We start from the raw sequence: 18,304 nt of genomic DNA on the forward strand, positions 1-18,304 counted from the left end.
CGAGAGCGATCAGTAGCCATGACCACTGCGTCCCCGATCTATTCCTTTACCGAGGACGCAGCGCGCGCCGAATCGATAGCCTGGGCCAAATTCTCGGCAGCCAAGGACAGTGCCGAGTTTTGCGCGAGCTGGCTCGCAATCCTTTGCATGCAGGTCGAGCGGGTCGGCGGCGGGCTGCTGTTGCTGGGGCCCGACAAGGATGGCAGCTACGTGCCGGCGGCGGTGTGGCCACACCCCGGCCTGGACATGCAATATCTCAGTCCGGCGGCCGAACGTGCTCTGACCGAGCGCCGCGGAGTTGTGCTGCCTTCGGAGGGGCATGGCGCTTTGCGCGAGCACCACGCCTTTATCGGCTATCCGATTGAAGTGTCCGGCACCCTGCACGGGGTCGTCGTGCTCGACATCGGGCCCGGCCCGGACGCTGCGCTGCAGCGGGCTTTGCGGCTGTTGCATTGGGCGAGCGCCTGGCTGATCGACCAGTTCCGCAAGGGCGCGCTGGAAGAACGCGACGCACGGCTCGCGCGAATGGGGCTCGCCATGGATATCGTGGCGACTGCCATGCAGGAGCGCTATTTCTCGGCGGCGGCACTGGCTGTCGCCAACGAACTTGCGGGACGCCTGGCGTGCGATCGGGTGAGCGTGGGACTCGAGCGTTCAGGCAGCGTTGAAGTCAAGGCGATCTCGCATACCGCGACCTTCGACCCCAAAATGGATCTTGGCCGGCGCATCGGCAACGCCATGGACGAGGTGCTCGACCTCGACGTCGCGCTGGTGTTTCCCCCGCGCGACGACGTGGAGCGCGCGGCACTCGCGCATGCCGATCTCGCGCGCGAGTACAGGGATATTGCGGTCTGCTCGGTGCCGCTCACAGACGGCGGACATGCAACCGGCGTATTGACCCTGGAACGGGCCACGGGCGAGCCGTTCGACCTCGAAACCATCGAGCTGTGCAAGACGGTTGGCGCGCTGCTCGGTCCGATCCTGAAGCTCAAGCGTGAAAGCGAGCGCGGCGTTCTGCGACATGCCGCGACCTCGTTGCACCATGGCCTGGAGCTCCTGTTCGGACCGCGCCATCCCGGCGCGAAGCTGATCGCGCTTGTGCTGGTCGGCGTCATCCTGTTCTTCAGTGTCGCGACGGGCACGTATCGTGTCGCGGCAAAGACGGTGATCGAAGGAGCGGTCCAGCGGATCGCCGCGGCACCGTTCGACGGGTATATCGCACAGAGCTTCGTTCGCGCCGGCGACACCGTGCGTGCCGGGCAGGTGTTGTGCAAGCTCGACGACCGGGAGCTCAAGCTCGAACAGACGCGGTTGTCGTCCGAGCGCGAGCAGCTCGACCGCAAATATCGGCAGGCGCTGGCTGCCCAGGAGCGCGCGACCATGACGATCCTCCAGGCGCAGATCGAGCAGGTCGATGCCATGCTGTCGCTGGTCACCGACAAGCTCGCTCGCGCCACGCTGGTGGCTCCCTTCGATGGCGTCGTCGTCGCGGGCGACCTGCACCAGCTTCTCGGCACGCCGGTCGAATTGGGCAAGATGCTCTTCACGGTGGCGCCATTGGACAGCTATCGCGTCATCCTGCAGGTCGAGGAGCGGGACATTTCCTTCGTGAAGCTCGGTCAGCAGGGCGAGCTTACCCTCTCGGGTATCCCCACACCGGCGGATGGAGTTCTCGGTCGAGCAAATGACGCCGGTCTCGACAGCCCAGGAGGGTCGCAACTATTTCCGCGTCGAGGCGCGGCTCCAGAACGCATCGGAGCGCGTGCGCCCCGGTATGGAGGGTGTCGGGAAGGTCGATGTCGGAGAGCGCAAGCTGATCTGGATCTGGACGCACAATTTCGCGGACTGGGTCCGTCTGTCGATTTGGAAATGGCTGTTCTGATTGCGAGGTCATGGTGAACGCGCCGTTGCTCAGCAATTGGTGGTATCGCGTCGCAGCGCGAAAGCCAAAGTTGCGCTCGCATGCGCGATTGCATCGGCACATCTATCGTGGCGAGGTCTGGTACCTGTTGCAGGATCCCGCCTCGTCGCGGGTGCATCGCTTCAGCCCCTCGGCCCGGTTGATTGTCTCGCTCATGGACGGGACGCATTCCGTCGAACAATTGTGGGAGCTCGCGAACAGGCACCTCGGCGAGGACGCGCCCAGCCAGGACGAGCTCATCCAGCTGCTGGGCCAGCTGCATGCCGCCGACCTGCTGGAAAGCGATGTAACCCCTGATGTCGCCGAGCTATTTGCTCGCAGCGAGCGCGAGCAAAGGGCGCGCCATTTGCGGTCCTATGGCAACCCCATGGCGATCCGCATCCCGCTGTTTGATCCGGATCGGCTGCTCAATCGCTGGGCGGGTCTTGTACGGTTCGTGTGGAGCGGCTGGGGGGCCATCGCGTGGCTGGCGATCGTGCTTCCGGCCTTCATTCTGGTCTGGCCGCATTGGCCGGAGCTCAGCCACAATTTCAGCGACCGCGTCCTGGCGATCGACAATCTGTTCATCATCTATCTGGTCTTTCCGGCGATCAAGGCGTTGCACGAACTGGGGCATGCCTCCGCCACCAAGGCCGGAGGTGGAGAGGTTCACGATCTCGGCATCATCCTGCTGGTCTTGCTGCCGGTTCCCTACGTCGATGCGTCGGCGGCCACGGTGTTCAGGTCCAAGTATCGGCGCGCGCTTGTCGGTGCCGCCGGCATGGGTGTCGAACTCTTTGTCGCGGCGATCGCGTTCTATCTGTGGCTCCTGGTCGAGCCGGGCCTGGTGCGGGCGATCCTGTTCAACGTCATGCTGATCGCGAGCGTGTCGACGCTTCTGTTCAACGGCAATCCGCTGCTTCGCTACGATGCCTATTACATCCTGGTGGATCTCATCGAGATTCCGAATCTGGCGGCGCGCTCGGCGCGCTACTGGGGCTATTTGTTCGAGCGATACCTGCTCGGCGTCTCCGATCTCGACCGTCCCGATGCGTCCCGCGTGGAGCGGGCATGGTTCTTCTTCTACGGCTTTGCCTCGACCGTCTATCGCATCATGGTGACGATCTTCATCGCGTTGTTCATCGCGGGGCAATTCTTCTTCATCGGCGTCATTCTCGCCATCTGGGCGGTGGGGGCGATGGCGATCCTGCCGGTCGTAAAGGCGGTGCGGCATCTCGTCGAAAACCCCCGCCTGCGCAAGCATCGTGCCCGGTCTGTCACGATCGCGGCCGGTCTCGTGCTCGGTCTGGCCGTCTTTCTGCTCGCCGTCCCGATGCCCTACCATTCCAACGTGGAGGGAGTGCTGTGGCTGCCTGAAGAGGCAATGGTACGCGCCGCTTCGAATGGCTTCGTCCATGAACTCCTGGTCACGCCAGGAACGCAGGTCGCACAGGGAGATCCGCTGATCCAGAGCCGCGAGCCGACGCTCGTTGCGCAATTGCGCAGGAATGAGGCCAAAGTGGCGGAGCTGCAGGCCGAGTATGCAGCGCAATTCGTGTCGGATCGCGCGAAAGCGCAGATTGTCCGCGACAAGCTTGAACTCGAGCGCGCAAATCTGGGCCTCGCCCGTGAGCGCGCCTCTGACCTCGTGGCTCGCGCGCGCAGCGATGGCGTGTTCGTCGTGCCACAAATGGTCGATATGCCCGGCCGCTATTATCGCCGGGGTGAACTCCTCGGCTATGTCGTCGGAACCACGACGCCGCTGGCGCGTGTCGTCGTGCCGCAAGAGGCGGTCGACAGGGTACGCATCACCACCGATCGCATCCAGGTCCGTTCGGTGGACCAGCCGCGCCTGACTTTGGAGGGGCATGTGTTGCGGGCGGTGCCCGCCGGCGGCGAATACCTGCCCAGCGCGGCACTGGGCGTGGAAGGTGGTGGGGATTTCGCGATTGATCCGCGCGATGCGAAGGGGCCGAAGACGCTCCAGCGGACCTTTCAATTCGACATCGAGCTTCAAGGTCTGGAGGCGGTGGACCATTTCGGCCAGCACGTCTTCGTTCGGTTCGAGCATCGGATGGAGCCGCTGGCGGTGCAATGGTATCGCGGCGTCAGACTGCTATTGTTGACGAACTTCCATGTCTAAGAGCTTGATGGAACTCGATTACCGCGACTTGGCGGTTGGCCGTCCCTATCCGGAGCGCGCGGACCGCGAGCCGGCGGTGCATGATCGGGTGGCCGAATATCTGGCGAAGGGTCTGATCGGACGCGCGTTCGAGGGGCTACGGGACCCCGTTCGCGCCTTGATGCCTATCGTCGAGTACACCGCCGCACATGAGAACGCCCTGCGGATCATGAGCGACGAAGAACTCCGTCTGCAGGTGTCCAGTGTCCGTGCGAGACTGCGAAATGCGGGGTTCACGCCGCCTCTCGTCGGCCGATGCTTTGCGCTGGTGCGGGAGGCGGCGTCGCGGACCATCGGTCAGCGGCACTATGACGTTCAGCTGATTGCGGGATTCGGGCTGCTGAAAGGCAGGCTGGTGGAGATGGCGACCGGCGAAGGCAAGACCGTCGCTGCGACGCTGCCGGCAGCCACCGTGGCGCTCGCCGGGTATCCCGTGCATCTCATCACCGTCAACGATTATCTGGCCCAACGTGACGCAAGCGAGATGCGGGCACTTTATGAGTTCCTGGGCCTGAGTGTGGGGGCCGTGGTCCAGGGCATGCCGAAAGCCGAGCGGCGTCGGGCCTATGCGAGCTCGGTGACATATTGCACCAACAAGGAGCTCGCATTCGACTATCTGCGCGACCGTGTCGCGCTGGCGCACCGAAGCAGCAGTTTGCACCTCTCGCTCGAGCGGCTGCGCGGCAGTCTGCAGCGTGACGAGGATCTCGTGCTGCGCGGGCTCTATTTCGGCATCGTCGATGAAGCCGACAGCATCTTCATCGATGAAGCGCGCACGCCCCTGATCCTGTCATCGTCGACGGGGGCCGGCGAGGAAAGACTGCAATGCGAGCAGGCGCTCGAAATCGCAAGCGGTCTGGTTGCCGAAGAGCACTATGAGATCGATCTCGCAGAGCGAAGTCTGGCGCTGACCAAGGAAGGTCGACGGGAGATCGGCAGGCTGGCCGAGGGGCTGCAGGGCGTCTGGAGTTCGATTCGGGCTCGCGAGGAGCTTGTGACCCAGGCGCTCTCCGGGATGATGCTGTTCAACCGTGATCAGCACTATGTCGTCATCGACGGCAAGGTGCAGATCGTGGACGAGTCGACGGGACGCGTGATGCCGGACCGCTCCTGGGAGCGCGGCCTGCATCAACTGATCGAGGTCAAGGAGGATTGCGAACTGACGGAGCGGCGCGAGACGCTCGCCCGCATCACCTATCAGCGCCTGTTTCGTCGCTACATTCGCCTGTCCGGAATGACCGGTACCGCCCGTGAGGTCGCGCCGGAGATCAAGTCCGTGTACGGGCTCGATGTCGTTCGCATCCCGCTGAACCGGCCCTCGCGGCGCCGCGTGGCGCCCCCTCTGGTATGCACGACCCCGGCTGAAAAGCTGCGGATCATTGCCGACAGGGTGGAGCGGCTTGCTGTGGCCGAGGGCAGGGCGGTATTGATCGGCACGCGCTCGGTGGGTGCGTCCGAGGAGATCAGCGCCGCCTTGAATGCGCGCGGCATTGCGCATGCCCTTTTGAATGCGAAGCAGGACCAGGATGAGGCGGAGGTGGTCGCGAGGGCCGGCGAGCCCGCGCGCGTGACGGTCGCGACGAACATGGCGGGCCGCGGCACCGATATCCGGCTCGACCCAGGTGTTGCCGCGCGCGGCGGCCTGCATGTCATCCTGACCGAGTACCACGATTCCCGGCGGGTTGATCGCCAGCTGTTCGGCCGCTGCGCACGGCAGGGCGATCCCGGCAGCTGCGAGGCAATCGTTTCACTTCAGGACGACGTGTTCATGATCCATGCAGGATCGATGACGCGCGTGATTGCACGGCTTGTCGGCAGCCGGATTCCCGTTCCGCTGCGGTTCTACCAGTCGTTGCGCTGGCTGGCTCAATTCCAGGCCGAACGGCGACATGGCTATGTGCGCGTCCAGAACGTGAAGCTGGATCGTCGGCTCGACCGGGTGCTTGCGTTTTCGGGGAGGGGCGAATGAAACGAGCTCGAGCATTTCTCGCCATTCTGGTCGTCTCGGTCGCCGCGGGCGCAGGATGCGCCAACGCGCAGGAGAGAAGACCAGAGGGGCAGTTCGATTGCCTGATCCAGCCGAAGATGGTGCTCAAGCTCGGAACGTCGGTGCCGGGCCTTTTGAGCGAGATGCTGGTCGACCGTGGCGACATCATCAAGAAGGGAGACGTCGTTGCTCGCCTCGAGTCGGGGGTCGAGCAGGCGGCGGTTTCGCTGGCGAAAGCCCGTGCCGAAAACGAGGCAACGGTTCGCTCGAGCATCGCCAAGCTCGAATTCCAGCGACGGAAGGACGAGCGATCCAAGTTATTGCGCAAGAATGACTCGGTTTCCGCGGCGGTCGCCGATGAGGCGGAGACGAGTGCGCGGGTGGCCGAACAGGATGTCGAGGAAGCGAAGGTCAACCTTGCCCTCGCGGCGCTGGAAGTGGCCCGCGCCAACGAAGTCCTGAAGCTGCGCACTATCCGGAGCCCCATCGACGGCGTGGTGGTCGAGCGCAAACTGGGACCGGGCGAGTATGCGTTCGACCAGGCCCATCTCCTGACGGTCTCGCAGATCGATCCGCTGCTGGTCGAGGTCTATGTTCCGCTCAGCCAATTCGGAAAGATCCGTGTGGGGGCGTCGGCTGAGGTTTATCCCGAGGAGCCGGTCGGGGGCAGATATCCCGCGCTCGTGACCGTCGTCGATCAGGTTTTCGATGCGGCGAGCGGGACGATCGGCGTTCGCCTTGAATTGCCAAATCCGAACTACGCGCTTCCCGCCGGGCTCAAATGCCGAGTCCGTTTTCCCGGCGTTGGCTGATACGGATATCGAGAGGGTGAGGAAACTGCTTAGTCCATTCGCTAGCAATTTCCGAAACCATGCGTCGATCGAACTGAGAAGGTTGCAAGATGCTGGAAGGTACGATCAAGACATATCACGGCGACAGGGCATTCGGCTTCATCAGGCCGGATTCCGGCGGCACCGACATTTTCTTTCATCTCAAATCATTCTCTCCCGGCCTCACCCCCGAGGCCGGTGCCCGGGTGAGCTACAACCTGGCTCCCGATCAGCGGTCCGGCAAGCGGCAGGCCGTCAGCGTCCGGGTCCTCGCCAATGCCCATAGCGCGCCTGTCCTGACGCGCTATGTGAGATCACCACGTCTGCCGCGCTAGCCGCGCGCTGGTCGGCTGCAAATTGCCAGGACATCCGGGTCCTCATGCGCTCTGTCACATTGCGAGGGACATTATGCTCGGTCGGCTTCGAAAGCTTGTCTTCCACATTCGGCACCGTACGCCCGCAGCCCGCTTTTCCGACAGCGTTCGCCGCATAAACCGCCTGGCGCGCCTCATGGCCATGATGCAACGACGACCTCCTCGTAAGGCCGGGCAAGGCTGACGATGCCGGTCGATTCTGACAGAGGCCGCATTGTCGAGCGGGAGACGATCGTTCGTCGATTGTTGCGACGCGCAGCCGGACGAGCGGCTCGCTCGCAACGGCCGGCACCAGAGGTCCCGTTCGGCCGCGAGAACGACCCCAATCTTGAATTTGACGAGCGCCAGACCGGCACCGAGTTGGGTTGGCTCCTGGGGGCGCTGTCCGTTTTCCTCGTTGTCCATGCAGTCTGGACGAGGCTCGGCGCTTCATAGGCGGACCGCGAGGGGGACAGTACGCCTACGGGGTTCCACGAAGCAGGAGAATCGGCTTAGCTCCGTTCGAAGCGTGTATCCGTAAGAGGATCGACGGAGCAGCGTTTGGACGACCTGGAGCGCAAGATTGAGCTGCTCAAGAAGTCGCTCGCAGCGACCTGGAGCAGTCTTGCCAAATCCTCCATCCCCGCTGATGACAAGTGCCAGATGCGCGCCCAGGCAAAGCACTGCAGCGAGGAGCTGAGGCGCTGCCTCCTGATCGCCGAGGCCAAGCAAACACGCGAGCACGCCAAGGCCCTGTCCGATCACGAGGGGCGTACCTTGCCAAAACCAAACTTCCGTTTTCTCTCGATCGGGGCCGCAACAGAGGCGGCCGATCCGGGATAAATAACCCGTAAAGGGACGGAAGCTTTCCAAGCCCGCACCATTAAAATGGCATAAATCCTGACCCAATTGGCGGGCTGTGAAACCGTCCGGAAACTCGTTTCCCTGGTTGCCGACATCGCGCCGAAACGTTGCTGGACCAGTCTGTCCTGGCTTCGAGCGATGGGGACTTATCATGTGGGCAATTCTTAACGACCTGTACCGCGAATACTGTCTGGCACGCATGGCCGAAATGCGGAAGCTCGAGCTGACGCACTGAGAGGGCGACAGCTTGTAACGATTCCCCTACAACCGCTGCTTTGCTAGCCGGCCAATGCGGACGATGCTGATCGATCCTCTTAGTCAACCTTTTCAGTTTGCCCCCAAATTGGGGGTGAGCGTGGCGCCATCCGTCGATCGCCCTCAGGAATTCCATCGAGAGGCGCATTTGGAAGGGATTACTGGTTCTTTCCCGGTGGTCGCCCCACAAATGTATTGACCTTTGCTGGCGATGCGCGTCGAGGACGGCGCGGTGTGTGCGTCGGCCTGCTGCTGGTATCGGTACTTACGCCCTCGCAGCGAGATCGGCCGGCTTTCCTTGGAGCGATCTGACCGCGTCGCGTGCGGGTCTTTCGATGGCAAAATAGCTGATGACCGAGATGCCAAAGGTCGCAACAATCAGTGCTGCGTATACCCAAATCGACCACGTACTAGACACACCGAAAGCAAGTCGGAACAAGAGAAAGACGATGAAGTGCATCAAATAGATTGAATAGGAAATGACGCCGAGAAAATGCAGTGCCTTCGATCCCAGTAAGCGCGATGCCGCTGACGTTTGATCTGTCGCGGCGAGCACCACGAACGGAAACAGAAAGACAAGCGCGTGCGAATTTGCCAGGCCGAAATACAGCAAGACCAGAATGGCCCCGAAGCAGAGCCAGATGACGGCTGAGAACTTGGTGCAGAGCGTGTGGATCTCGTCCCGCTGCTCAAAGCTCGAGAACGCGATCCATCCCGTGGTGAAGCCGGCTATTCCTCGCACGAGATTCACCCAGTAGCTCCAAGGGCTCTCGGCGGCATAGAGCTCGGGGTTCGTCAACCGTTCATCGAAAAACCTGACGAAAAGAGCATAGGAAACGGCAGTGAGCGCGATCACGCAGAGCAGTTTGACGTTTTCCAGACGCAGCAGCAGGGGAAACAGCAGGATGTAGCAAAACCATTCGATCGATATCGACCAGGACTGCATGTTCCAATGCACTCCGGTACCGATGATCGGCCAGGCGTTCAGCATCAACACCTGCAGCACAAAGTCGGTTAGGGACGTACTGGCAGGATAGGTCGTTGGGTTGACGAGAACGGGCCAGGTATAGGTCGCCCCGACAATGATTAGCGTAACAAGGTAAAGAGGATAAATGCGAGCAATGCGCGCGATCAGGTAGGGCGAGAACTGAAAGTTCGTCCCGGTGTAGACGTAAGAAAGCGTGAAGCCGCTCAGGCAAAAAAACAGATCGACGGCGGCATCATGCCAGAGGATGAATTCCTGGAGGCCATAGGGCAGTGTGGGATGGAAGTGTGCCAGGGCAACGACCGTGGCCGCAACTCCGCGGAGCCCTGTCAGCGCCTTCAGCTCTAGGCGCAGATGGTGCGCAGGACCGTCTTGCACGATGTGACGAGACTCCAAGCTTGTCGCTCTCCCTTCGCGCCGAACGGACTCGTAGCATCAAGACGGTCGCCGAACAATGTGAGCGGGTGTGGAAGTCGTGTTGATGGTTAGTCGCCGCGCGGAACCATCCTGCCCGAATTCCGGCGCCGTCCCCCGTGTGACCACTTTTAGAGTTGGATCGCCCCCTCCAAATGCCAGAACTTGTCAAGCTCTACTGACTTCGCTTCCGTTCACTCGTGGCGGAGACGGGTTCGAGTTGCCGTCTTGCGTCATCTTTTCAATAACTTAGCCCACATTTCCGATTTCGCGACGATGACATTATTGGCTGTTCTTCGTTAGGCTTTTTCTTTGCCTCGATGACGTGACAATCGCGTCATCGAAACGCGGGGCGCCTGCCACGCTGATTGGGCTGTTAGCCATGCGCGCAGCTGCTTATTGCGGCCGACCCGCGTTTGCCGTTTTGTTGGATCGATCCTTGATCGAGGCGTTGCCGGCGTTGACCTAGACCGTGCTTGTTCTGCAACTGCCGAACCTCGCTCTTGCCCCCGGATGGTGCGAGCGCCGAGCAGACCCGCGCTTGCGGTCACGCAGTGGCGGCAATCCAAGCCGGAGAGGTGAGGGCGCCTCTGCGGCTGCTGTGGAGATGGGCAATTTGGCAGCCATCGGGTTGCGCCTATTTATCGAAGTTGACCTTGATTGACGTCCAGGACGAAAAGCATGGTTTCAAATAGTCATTCAGTTCAGATGGATTCAGAAGCGAAGATGAGCCCAGCCACTGCGCGCAACGACTACCTTCGGCCTTGGTTACCGCTCATATTCGCAACCACAACGTACCTGACGCTCATCACCAAGAGGTTCGGCCTTTTAATGGATGCCGACATCTATTGGCACATTGTGGTCGGCCAGTGGATCATGGATCATCGTGCTGTACCTCACGTTGATCTGTTCTCTTTCACGATGCCCGGCGCGCCCTGGATAACCAGCGCGTGGTTGGCAGAAGTCATTTATTTCGTTGCGTTCAAATTGGCCGGATGGTCCGGACCTGCAATTCTTGCGGCGCTATCGGCGTCTGTAGCGATTTTCCTACTTACCCGCTTGCTACTGAAAAGATTGCCGAACGTGCCGGCCACGATCATCGTGGCGGCTGCAATCGCCATGGCGGCGATGCACACGATGGCCAGGCCGCATGTCCTGACCTTCCCGTTGATGGTGCTGTGGGCGAACGCCCTTGTAGAGGCGAGTGAACAACGACGAGCGCCTTCGCTCTGGTACGTCCCGCTCATTACGCTCTGGGCGAACCTTCACGGCAGTTTTACGATGGGGCTGGCGTTGATCGTGCCGTTCGCCCTGGAGGCGGTTTGGACCGCAGACAAATCCGTGCGCGCGAAGATTGCGTTGCAATGGCTTCGATTTGGGGGGCTTGCGCTCGGGGCCGCCTGCATCACGCCGTATGGGCCGGAATCAATCCTGGTTACTATACGCCTTTTTCAACTGGGACCGATTCTTTCAAAGATCAACGAGTGGCAACCGCTGGACTTCAGCGAAACAAATCCTGTAACGGTATGCTTGATTGCTGGCGTTGGCTACGTCCTGTACAGCGGGCTCAAGCTGCCTCCGATCAGGATTGCCGCGCTGCTCGCGGTCATTTGGCAGACCCTTGCACATGTACGCTATGTCGACGTTTTCGCGCTGGTTGCGCCGTTCTTCATTGCCGGTCCGCTAGGCCAACACCTTTCGTGGCCCCGGTCGCAACACAGCAGGAAAGTCGTACAACCAGCAAGGACAGTGTTTATCGCAGCTATCGCCGCCCTAGTTGTCGCGACTGGCGTGATCGTAGCGACGGTGCACCACACGCCACCTAATGTTCCGCGCGCTGCGGTGGAGAAGCTCAGGGAGTTGAAGGCAAATCGCGTTTTGAATGAGTACTATCTCTGCGGATATCTGATCTTTCAGGGCTTTCCGACGTTCATCGATTCACGTGCCGAATTTTACGGAACGGCCTTTCTTACCCGCTATTACCGAGATCTTTCGCTTGAGGATATGGCGGACTTCGTCAGATTGCTCGACGAATACAAGATCGGCGCAACGCTGCTGTTCCCGTCGACTCGAGCTGTAGGTCTGCTCGATCGACTGCCGGAATGGGAGCGAGCCTATGCGGATGAGGTCGCCGTCATCCACGTTCGGCGCTCGCGTCCGGAAAATGCGGATGCCCGAAGGTAGGGCCTGCCTTGCATTCCCTGAAATGCCGTCCGGCTGATTGCCCAGAAATCAGGATACGACAATGTTGCTGTCTTTAAATCAGGAGTAACCCTAAATTCCCAGCGAGCCGCCGGGCGCGTCCTCCGGTGTAAATACGGAAACGGCTGCCACAGTAGGGTTAAAGAAAAATTTACGGTGACAACTTTAGGCAAGATATTATAAATCTTAACGGTGGCGGCGGGATTGCGCGCCATCGGTTTGTAAATTCGTCTGAGTAAAAAGGATTTTCCTATGTCGAAGTTTTACATCAAGACCACGGAAGCTTTGAAGCGGCTGCGCGCGGACAAGGACGGCGTGGTGTCTTTCGAGTACATCATCGTTGCGGCTTGCATCGTCGCCGTGGTGATTGCTGTGTTCAAGACTGACAACAGCGTCTCGACTGCTCTGGCCGCGGGAATCACCAAGATCTCGACCGCGATGGCTGGCCTTTGATCTGACTGCTCGAAGAGGGCAGTCGGGTCCTGAACCTTTCGGGCGATGCTTTGAAATATCGGCGAGTGGAGGCTGCTGGACTTAGGCACGCCAGATTCCCGTTACAGTCTGGCTGGCGTTGCCTACGTCCGGCGCGGCGGGCTCCAGCTGTCTCCGTTCAGGATTGCTGCGCTGCTCGCGGTCATTTGGCAGACACTTGCTTCATGCGCGCTATGTCGACGCTTTCGCACTGGCTGCGCCGTTGTTCATTGCCGGTCCGTTAGCCGGCCCTTTCATCGCATCGGTTGCAGCGCGGCCGAAATTATTTCCGCAGCCCGGACAGCATTCGTCGCGGTATCGTCGCTCTCGTTTGTCGCGACCGCGGTGATCGTGCCTGCTGTGGGCACACGCCACCAGGCATTCCGCGCGTCGCAGTGGACAGGCTCGAGGAGCTGAAAGCAAAGCCGCATCTTGGATGACTACAGCTGTTCTACAGTATCTGATCTTCCAGCGCATTCCGACGTTCATCGATTCACTGCCGGGCTTTGGGCCGGCTTTCTCATCCGCTATTCGCGACTTTCGCTTCACGATCTGGCGGACTCGTCCGGTACGCGCATCCAGAAAATGCGGATATTTTGTAGTAGGTCTACCCGCTCGATGTTTCTCTGAAATGCTGGCCGGTCATGCGCGCGCGCGACCCGGATTTCGGCACCGGCACGGCTGCCAAATCGGTTTCGACGTTGCTTCCCCGGTCACAAGCTGCCGTCTAGCCAGGTGTATCCTGCGCATGAGCTGACAGGAATTTGCGCGGAAAGCCCTTGCTACATTGCGCATGCGCTGTGAAGCCACGGTAACCCTTCGGGCGTTTTGTCGCGGTATTTCCTTTGCGTTCGCACCCCAAGAACCCCCGCCCGTATTCACACGGAACGGCTCCAGTGAGGTTGCCGGGCGTTGGAAATTCCCAGTCATCTCAAGGGATCCCGGCCATTGTCCGTGCGACAACCCATACGGGTGAGGGGCTCGCGAGCTACCTCGGTAGGGTTAACGAACGATTAACGGATGACAGTCAACTGTCGAGACATTATAAATAAATTCCGGTTGGCACCGGATTTACTGGCCAACGGAATGCGTAAATTCATCGTAAAAGGGATTTTTTCCTATGCTTAAATACTACATCAAGACCACGGAAGCTCTGAAGAATCTGGTCGCCGACAAGAAGGGCGTGGTGTCGTTCGAGTACATCATCGTCGCGGCTTGCATCGTCGCCGTGGTGATCGCGGTGTTCAAGAGCGACACCAGCATCTCGACTGCTCTGACCTCCGGGATCACCAAGATCTCGACCGCTATGGCTGGCCTCTGATTTGACTGCTGGAACGGGGGGGGCGGCGCCTTCCCCCGCACCCGCTGCCCATATACTCAGGATTTCATTTTACAGGTCGGACTGAACGGACGTCTCGTTTTTGAAACTCCTCAAGCCAACGAAGGATTTTTCCGGTGTTGGGGTATTGCGAAAAGATCATTGATGCTTCGAGGCTTCTCCGTACGGACAGGTGCGGTGTGGCGTCCTTCGAATACGTGATCCTCGCTGTCTGCGTTGTCGTCGTAGGGATCGCAGTGTTCGGTCCCGGCAACGATGTCTCGGCAGCGCTGACGGGCACGGTGACCGCGATCAGCGCTGCCATCGCCACTGCAGCTGGAGTTTAATATTGCCGTCGGAAGGAGACGTTTGAATCGACCGTACCCGTTTTGAAGCCGCGCATTCTTTACTGTTGTGAGGCGTGTTTTTGATGAGTTGGATTGTTCCCATAGTCTCGGTTCTGCAAATCCTCTTGTTGCTGTATGTGGCGACGATCGATGTCGCGACGCGACTCATCCGAAACGAGATCTGTCTGGCTCTGGCGCTGCTCGGAATAGCCAGCCAATTGGGCAGCTCGATGCAAATCGCGGAGTCGTTGATCGCCGCTGCGATCCTGTTTCTGCTGATGTTGGTTGTCTACATACGGGGAGCGGTTGGCGGCGGCGACGTCAAGTTGCTGGTTGCCCTGGCGGTTGGCCTCCCGCTGACGGGTGTGATCGAGTTGTTGACCATCACCGCGCTGGCCGGCGGCGTTCTTGCCCTCGCGCATCTAGTGATGCGCAACCTGCCATATCCGAAATTGGCTCCCGCCGGATCGTCGCTCGCGCGGCGGGTCTACGCGGTAGAACGCTGGCGCCATTTGCGGCACGCACCGCTGCCGTACGGCGTTGCCATAGCCTGCGGTGGCATCTGGACGATTTTGAGCAAAGGATTTTGAGATGTCATCTGCATTGCGTCTTTCGATCATCGTGGTCCTGCTGCTCGCAGCCACCGCGTTCGGGCTCATTGCCTACAACATGAACCAGCCGAAGCAGGTCCCCGTGGCAGTCGCGGAGGGCGCGCCGCCGGCGGCTGGGCCCGCGACTGTCGGTTATTTCGTTGCGGCGCGTGCGCTGCCGAGGGGCACACTGGCCCGTGACGAAGACTTCGCGGTCCGAACGGCAGCGCCGGAGCATGTTCCAGCAGGGGCGATTCTTGAGACGCCCGACTCCAAGGCTGGACTTCCTGGTGCTCTGGTTCGCAAATTCGTCGATGCTGGCAGTCCTGTGACTTTGCAAGACATCTTGCGCCCAAAGGATCGGGGCTTTCTCGCCAGCGTCCTTGCGCCAGACAGCCGTGCCATCAGCATCAAGGTTGACGAGGAGTCTGGCGTCTCGGGCCTGATCAGGCCGGGTGATTACGTGGATGTCTTGTTGACCCAGGTGTTCGAGAAGGCAACTCCGGCGCGCCGTGCCCTGAGCGAAACCGTCCTCCGCAATGTTCGCGTCATCGCTATCGACCAGGAGATTGTGCAAGGCGGGCGCGGCGTCGCCGCCGTGACAGGCAAACAGGCGCAAACCGTGTCGCTGGAGCTCGGTCCGGATCAGGTCAAGAAGATCACTGTCGCAAAGCAACTCGGGACGCTCTCGCTGTCCGTGCGCGCGGCTGTCGACCAATGGGATAAGGCAGACGGCGGAGCCATGTCGAGCTGCGATGTATCGCCTGAGCTTGCCCGCCAGAATGCAATTGCCGGCCAGACGACCGCGGTGGTGGTTCATTCCGGCGGCGAGCGTAAGGAGTTCTCGGTCAGGAAGGAAGACACAGGAAACAGCATCACCAGCGTGAGCTGCGATGGGTCGCCCGAGGTTGCCCGCCAGACTACAACGGCGGCGGCAGGTTCCGCCGCCAAGTTGCAGGAGAAAAGATGATGAACATGGCAATGGTAAGTGCGCCTGAAGCTCTATCGGTTGTCGCGCGCGACCGTGTCGTCTGTTTCGTCGATGACGAGCTAAGTGCCGCGGCTCTGCGCAAGGGTCTCGAAGGCAGCAACCTGGCGATCAGGCGCGGCACGATTAGCAATGCGATACGGATGCTCGAAACCGACACTGAGCTGTTTGCGCTGGTGGTCGACATCAGTGGTTTCGATGACCCGTTTACCGAACTGGAAAGGTTGGCAAGAGTCTGTCCACCCGATGTCCGAGTTGCCTTGATCGGTGAGAGCAGGGAGATCACTTTCTACCGCGAGCTCATGGAAACCGGTGTGACCGAGTACCTTCCGAAGCCGCTCACGCGCGACATGGTCATGGACCTGCTGCGCCCGAAGCTGCTCGGCGACGTGCCGACCGGTCAGGCCGATCGTGGCGGGCATGTGATCTCGATCTGCGGGGCACAGGGAGGCGCCGGAGCAACCAGCATCGCCATCAATCTCGCCCTGCAGCTCGCCGATGCCACCAAGGCCAAGGTTGCGTTGCTTGACCTTCATCTGCAGAACGGTGAAACGGCAGTCATGTTGGGTGTTCAGCCCGGGCCGGGGCTCCGGATTGCCCTGGAAAACCCGATGCGGGCGGACACGCTGTTCCTCGAACGCGCCGCGATCGAGGTCAACGACCGGGTTTGCCTGATTTCGGCCGATGAAGATCTGGATGCACAGCTCAACGTCACCGAAGCGGGCGTGCGACACGTGTTGGGTCTGCTCCGTCAACGCTTCAACTACATTGTCGTCGACGTGCCGGTCCCGTTTGGGCCGTCGATCCATCCGGTCATCACGCTTTCGCGTCACGTGCTTGTGCTGCTGGAAGCCGAAGTGACCGGACTTCGCAATGCCCACGCCCTCCGCACCGCCGTCACCAACATCGCCGGCAAGGATCGGGTCTTTACCTTGCTCAATCGCGCCAATCGGCCCGGGGGCCTTCCCAGGGCCACGATCGTCAAGGCCCTGGGCGCGGAGCCGGACATGGTGATCCCCGATCTCGGAAAGGGGATGACCCAGGCCGTCAATCTCGGAATTCCAGCACTCAAGCACGTCAGGGGATTGCGACGTTACCTTGCCCCGATCGTGCGGGAGATCGCCGGTGTCGGCGGGCAGCGGAAGGGACGCTTGCGGAGGCTGCTTGGGCTATGAAAAAATTCGGAAGGCGCGCAGACGACCTGGTGGCTCGCTTGCCTTCATTGGCGCCGGACCTGCCTGAATCGCCGCCAAGCTTCACTGCATCGACGGCAAGCGCGCCGCCGTCGGCTCCAAGCTTGCCTGCATCGGCGCCAAGCGCGACGCCGAGGCGCGACGAACCGCCTATTCACCATCCAGTGATGTCAGCATCGCTGCGCGAACGCGTTATCGAGCAGATTGAGCCATCGGCGGCTGCAACGGTTCCGCGCGACGTTCTGCGGCGGCAGATCGAGGAAATCATCCACGGCATCGCTAATCAGGAGCGGCTCGAACTGTCGGGTCGCGAACAGCTTCTGCTGGCGGACGAGATTGCCGACGACATGACCGGCTACGGACCGCTGCGTCCGCTCCTGCTGGATGAGTCGATCAACGATGTGATGGTCAACGGACCGAGCAGCATCTATGTCGAGCGAAGCGGCAAGCTGGAGCGGGTCGCGGTCCGCTTCCGCGACAATGACCACATCGCGTCGGTGGCGCAGAAGATCGCCGCGCAGGTCGGCCGCCGCGTCGACGAATCCAGTCCGATGGTCGACTGCCGCCTGCCGGACGGCAGCCGCGTCAACATCATTCTTCCGCCGCTGGCAATTCACGGCCCCTGCATCTCGATCCGCAAATTCTCGGCCCGGCGGCTGAACATCGCCGGATTGATCGAGAACGGTTCGATGAGCCCGGGCATCGGCCAGCTGCTGGAGGTCGCTTCCCGCTGCCGGCTCAATGTGCTGGTCTCCGGCGGTACCGGCTCCGGCAAGACCACGCTGCTCAACGCCATGAGCCAGTTCATCGATCACGGCGAGCGCGTTGTCACCATCGAGGATGCCGCGGAGTTGCAGCTGCAGCAGCCGCACGTGATCAGCCTGGAGACGCGGCCTCCCAGCCTCGAAGGCACGGGGCAGGTGACGCAGCGGGATCTGCTCTGGAACGCGCTGCGCATGCGTCCGGACCGGATCGTGGTGGGCGAGGTGCGCGGCGCCGAGGCATTCGACATGCTGCAGGCGATGAACACCGGCCATGACGGTTCGATTTCCACCGTGCATGCCAATAGCACCCGCGACGCCCTGACACGCGTCGAAAACATGGTGCAGATGGGGCAGGTCAATCTGCCATCGCGGGCGATCAGGACCCAGATCGTCGCTGCATTGGACATCATCGTTCAGGTCGAACGCATGCGGGATGGACAGCGCCGCATTGTCCAGATCAGCGAGGTGGTCGGCCTGGAAGGCGAGGTGATCACGACCAACGACATCGCCGTGTTCGAGTACCGGGAGGAAGACGTTCACGGCAGGATCCGGGGCACCTACAAGTCGACCAACGCGGTCCCGAAATTCAAGAGCCGTCTTGTCTATTATGGGCTCGAGCGAGCCTGGGCCGACGCGATGGGGCAAATATGATACCGATTTC

15 protein-coding genes are annotated in these 18,304 nt (G+C 60.9%); 14 read left to right on the top strand and 1 reads right to left on the bottom strand.

Features of this window, described 5'->3' with window-relative positions; translation table 11 throughout:
* The first annotated feature begins 18 nt into the window (after positions 1 to 18).
* The 6 genes from ACVJ19_RS24170 to ACVJ19_RS24195 all read left to right on the top strand — a co-directional run bounded on the left by ACVJ19_RS24170 (position 19) and on the right by ACVJ19_RS24195 (position 8,095).
* Positions 19 to 1,899, top strand: a complete 1,881-nt coding sequence (locus ACVJ19_RS24170) for an efflux RND transporter periplasmic adaptor subunit (protein WP_456739441.1) — start codon at positions 19 to 21, stop codon at positions 1,897 to 1,899.
* Positions 1,896 to 4,043: a peptidase M50 gene (locus ACVJ19_RS24175; protein ID WP_453951594.1), complete on the top strand. Its 2,148-nt coding sequence runs from the start codon at positions 1,896 to 1,898 to the stop codon at positions 4,041 to 4,043. Before ACVJ19_RS24170 ends, ACVJ19_RS24175 begins: the two co-directional genes overlap by 4 nt.
* Before the next feature lie 7 nt (positions 4,044 to 4,050).
* Positions 4,051 to 6,051: a preprotein translocase subunit SecA gene (locus ACVJ19_RS24180; RefSeq protein WP_453951595.1), complete on the top strand. Its 2,001-nt coding sequence runs from the start codon at positions 4,051 to 4,053 to the stop codon at positions 6,049 to 6,051.
* Positions 6,048 to 6,881: an efflux RND transporter periplasmic adaptor subunit gene (locus ACVJ19_RS24185; protein ID WP_453951596.1), complete on the top strand. Its 834-nt coding sequence runs from the start codon at positions 6,048 to 6,050 to the stop codon at positions 6,879 to 6,881. Before ACVJ19_RS24180 ends, ACVJ19_RS24185 begins: the two co-directional genes overlap by 4 nt.
* Positions 6,882 to 6,970: 89 nt before the next feature.
* Positions 6,971 to 7,234, top strand: a complete 264-nt coding sequence (locus ACVJ19_RS24190; protein WP_183241550.1) for a cold shock domain-containing protein — start codon at positions 6,971 to 6,973, stop codon at positions 7,232 to 7,234.
* 579 nt (positions 7,235 to 7,813) lie between these two features.
* Positions 7,814 to 8,095 carry a hypothetical protein gene (locus tag ACVJ19_RS24195; RefSeq protein WP_453951597.1) on the top strand — a complete coding sequence of 94 codons (282 nt, stop codon included), beginning with the start codon at positions 7,814 to 7,816 and terminating at the stop codon, positions 8,093 to 8,095.
* A gap of 541 nt (positions 8,096 to 8,636) precedes the next feature.
* On the opposite strand, the gene ACVJ19_RS24200 is transcribed toward ACVJ19_RS24195, so the two are convergent.
* Complete coding sequence (locus ACVJ19_RS24200) at positions 8,637 to 9,734, bottom strand: acyltransferase family protein (protein ID WP_456739442.1); 1,098 nt, start codon at positions 9,732 to 9,734, stop codon at positions 8,637 to 8,639.
* A gap of 717 nt (positions 9,735 to 10,451) precedes the next feature.
* Here ACVJ19_RS24200 and ACVJ19_RS24205 point away from each other — a divergent pair.
* From ACVJ19_RS24205 to ACVJ19_RS24240, 8 genes are all read left to right on the top strand, one after another.
* Positions 10,452 to 11,954 carry a hypothetical protein gene (locus tag ACVJ19_RS24205; protein ID WP_453951601.1) on the top strand — a complete coding sequence of 501 codons (1,503 nt, stop codon included), beginning with the start codon at positions 10,452 to 10,454 and terminating at the stop codon, positions 11,952 to 11,954.
* A gap of 270 nt (positions 11,955 to 12,224) precedes the next feature.
* On the top strand, positions 12,225 to 12,425 hold the full coding sequence (locus ACVJ19_RS24210; RefSeq protein ID WP_453951602.1) for a Flp family type IVb pilin: 201 nt from the start codon (positions 12,225 to 12,227) through the stop codon (positions 12,423 to 12,425).
* 1,138 nt (positions 12,426 to 13,563) lie between these two features.
* Positions 13,564 to 13,764, top strand: a complete 201-nt coding sequence (locus ACVJ19_RS24215) for a hypothetical protein (RefSeq protein ID WP_453951604.1) — start codon at positions 13,564 to 13,566, stop codon at positions 13,762 to 13,764.
* A 197-nt stretch (positions 13,765 to 13,961) separates the two neighbouring features.
* Entirely contained in the window at positions 13,962 to 14,108 is a 147-nt protein-coding gene (locus ACVJ19_RS24220; protein WP_453951606.1) for a hypothetical protein, read from the top strand.
* 83 nt (positions 14,109 to 14,191) lie between these two features.
* On the top strand, positions 14,192 to 14,698 hold the full coding sequence (locus ACVJ19_RS24225; RefSeq protein WP_453951608.1) for an A24 family peptidase: 507 nt from the start codon (positions 14,192 to 14,194) through the stop codon (positions 14,696 to 14,698).
* A 1-nt stretch (position 14,699) separates the two neighbouring features.
* Positions 14,700 to 15,668, top strand: a complete 969-nt coding sequence (gene cpaB, locus ACVJ19_RS24230) for a Flp pilus assembly protein CpaB (RefSeq protein ID WP_453951609.1) — start codon at positions 14,700 to 14,702, stop codon at positions 15,666 to 15,668.
* Positions 15,665 to 16,861 carry an AAA family ATPase gene (locus ACVJ19_RS24235; RefSeq protein WP_453951610.1) on the top strand — a complete coding sequence of 399 codons (1,197 nt, stop codon included), beginning with the start codon at positions 15,665 to 15,667 and terminating at the stop codon, positions 16,859 to 16,861. Before cpaB ends, ACVJ19_RS24235 begins: the two co-directional genes overlap by 4 nt.
* Positions 16,858 to 18,294, top strand: coding sequence for an ATPase, T2SS/T4P/T4SS family (locus ACVJ19_RS24240; RefSeq protein ID WP_453951611.1), 1,437 nt, complete (start codon positions 16,858 to 16,860; stop codon positions 18,292 to 18,294). Before ACVJ19_RS24235 ends, ACVJ19_RS24240 begins: the two co-directional genes overlap by 4 nt.
* Positions 18,295 to 18,304: the final 10 nt, after the last annotated feature.

This window comes from Bradyrhizobium sp. USDA 376 (assembly GCF_054063675.1).

Coding starts and splice junctions, on each gene's coding strand:
- ACVJ19_RS24235 (WP_453951610.1), top strand. CDS start 15,665: ATGATGAACATGGCAATGGTAAGTGCGCCTGAAGCTCTATCGGTTGTC.
- ACVJ19_RS24205 (WP_453951601.1), top strand. CDS start 10,452: ATGGTTTCAAATAGTCATTCAGTTCAGATGGATTCAGAAGCGAAGATG.
- ACVJ19_RS24170 (WP_456739441.1), top strand. CDS start 19: ATGACCACTGCGTCCCCGATCTATTCCTTTACCGAGGACGCAGCGCGC.
- ACVJ19_RS24180 (WP_453951595.1), top strand. CDS start 4,051: ATGGAACTCGATTACCGCGACTTGGCGGTTGGCCGTCCCTATCCGGAG.
- ACVJ19_RS24225 (WP_453951608.1), top strand. CDS start 14,192: ATGAGTTGGATTGTTCCCATAGTCTCGGTTCTGCAAATCCTCTTGTTG.
- ACVJ19_RS24210 (WP_453951602.1), top strand. CDS start 12,225: ATGTCGAAGTTTTACATCAAGACCACGGAAGCTTTGAAGCGGCTGCGC.
- ACVJ19_RS24240 (WP_453951611.1), top strand. CDS start 16,858: ATGAAAAAATTCGGAAGGCGCGCAGACGACCTGGTGGCTCGCTTGCCT.
- ACVJ19_RS24215 (WP_453951604.1), top strand. CDS start 13,564: ATGCTTAAATACTACATCAAGACCACGGAAGCTCTGAAGAATCTGGTC.
- ACVJ19_RS24185 (WP_453951596.1), top strand. CDS start 6,048: ATGAAACGAGCTCGAGCATTTCTCGCCATTCTGGTCGTCTCGGTCGCC.
- ACVJ19_RS24190 (WP_183241550.1), top strand. CDS start 6,971: ATGCTGGAAGGTACGATCAAGACATATCACGGCGACAGGGCATTCGGC.
- cpaB (WP_453951609.1), top strand. CDS start 14,700: ATGTCATCTGCATTGCGTCTTTCGATCATCGTGGTCCTGCTGCTCGCA.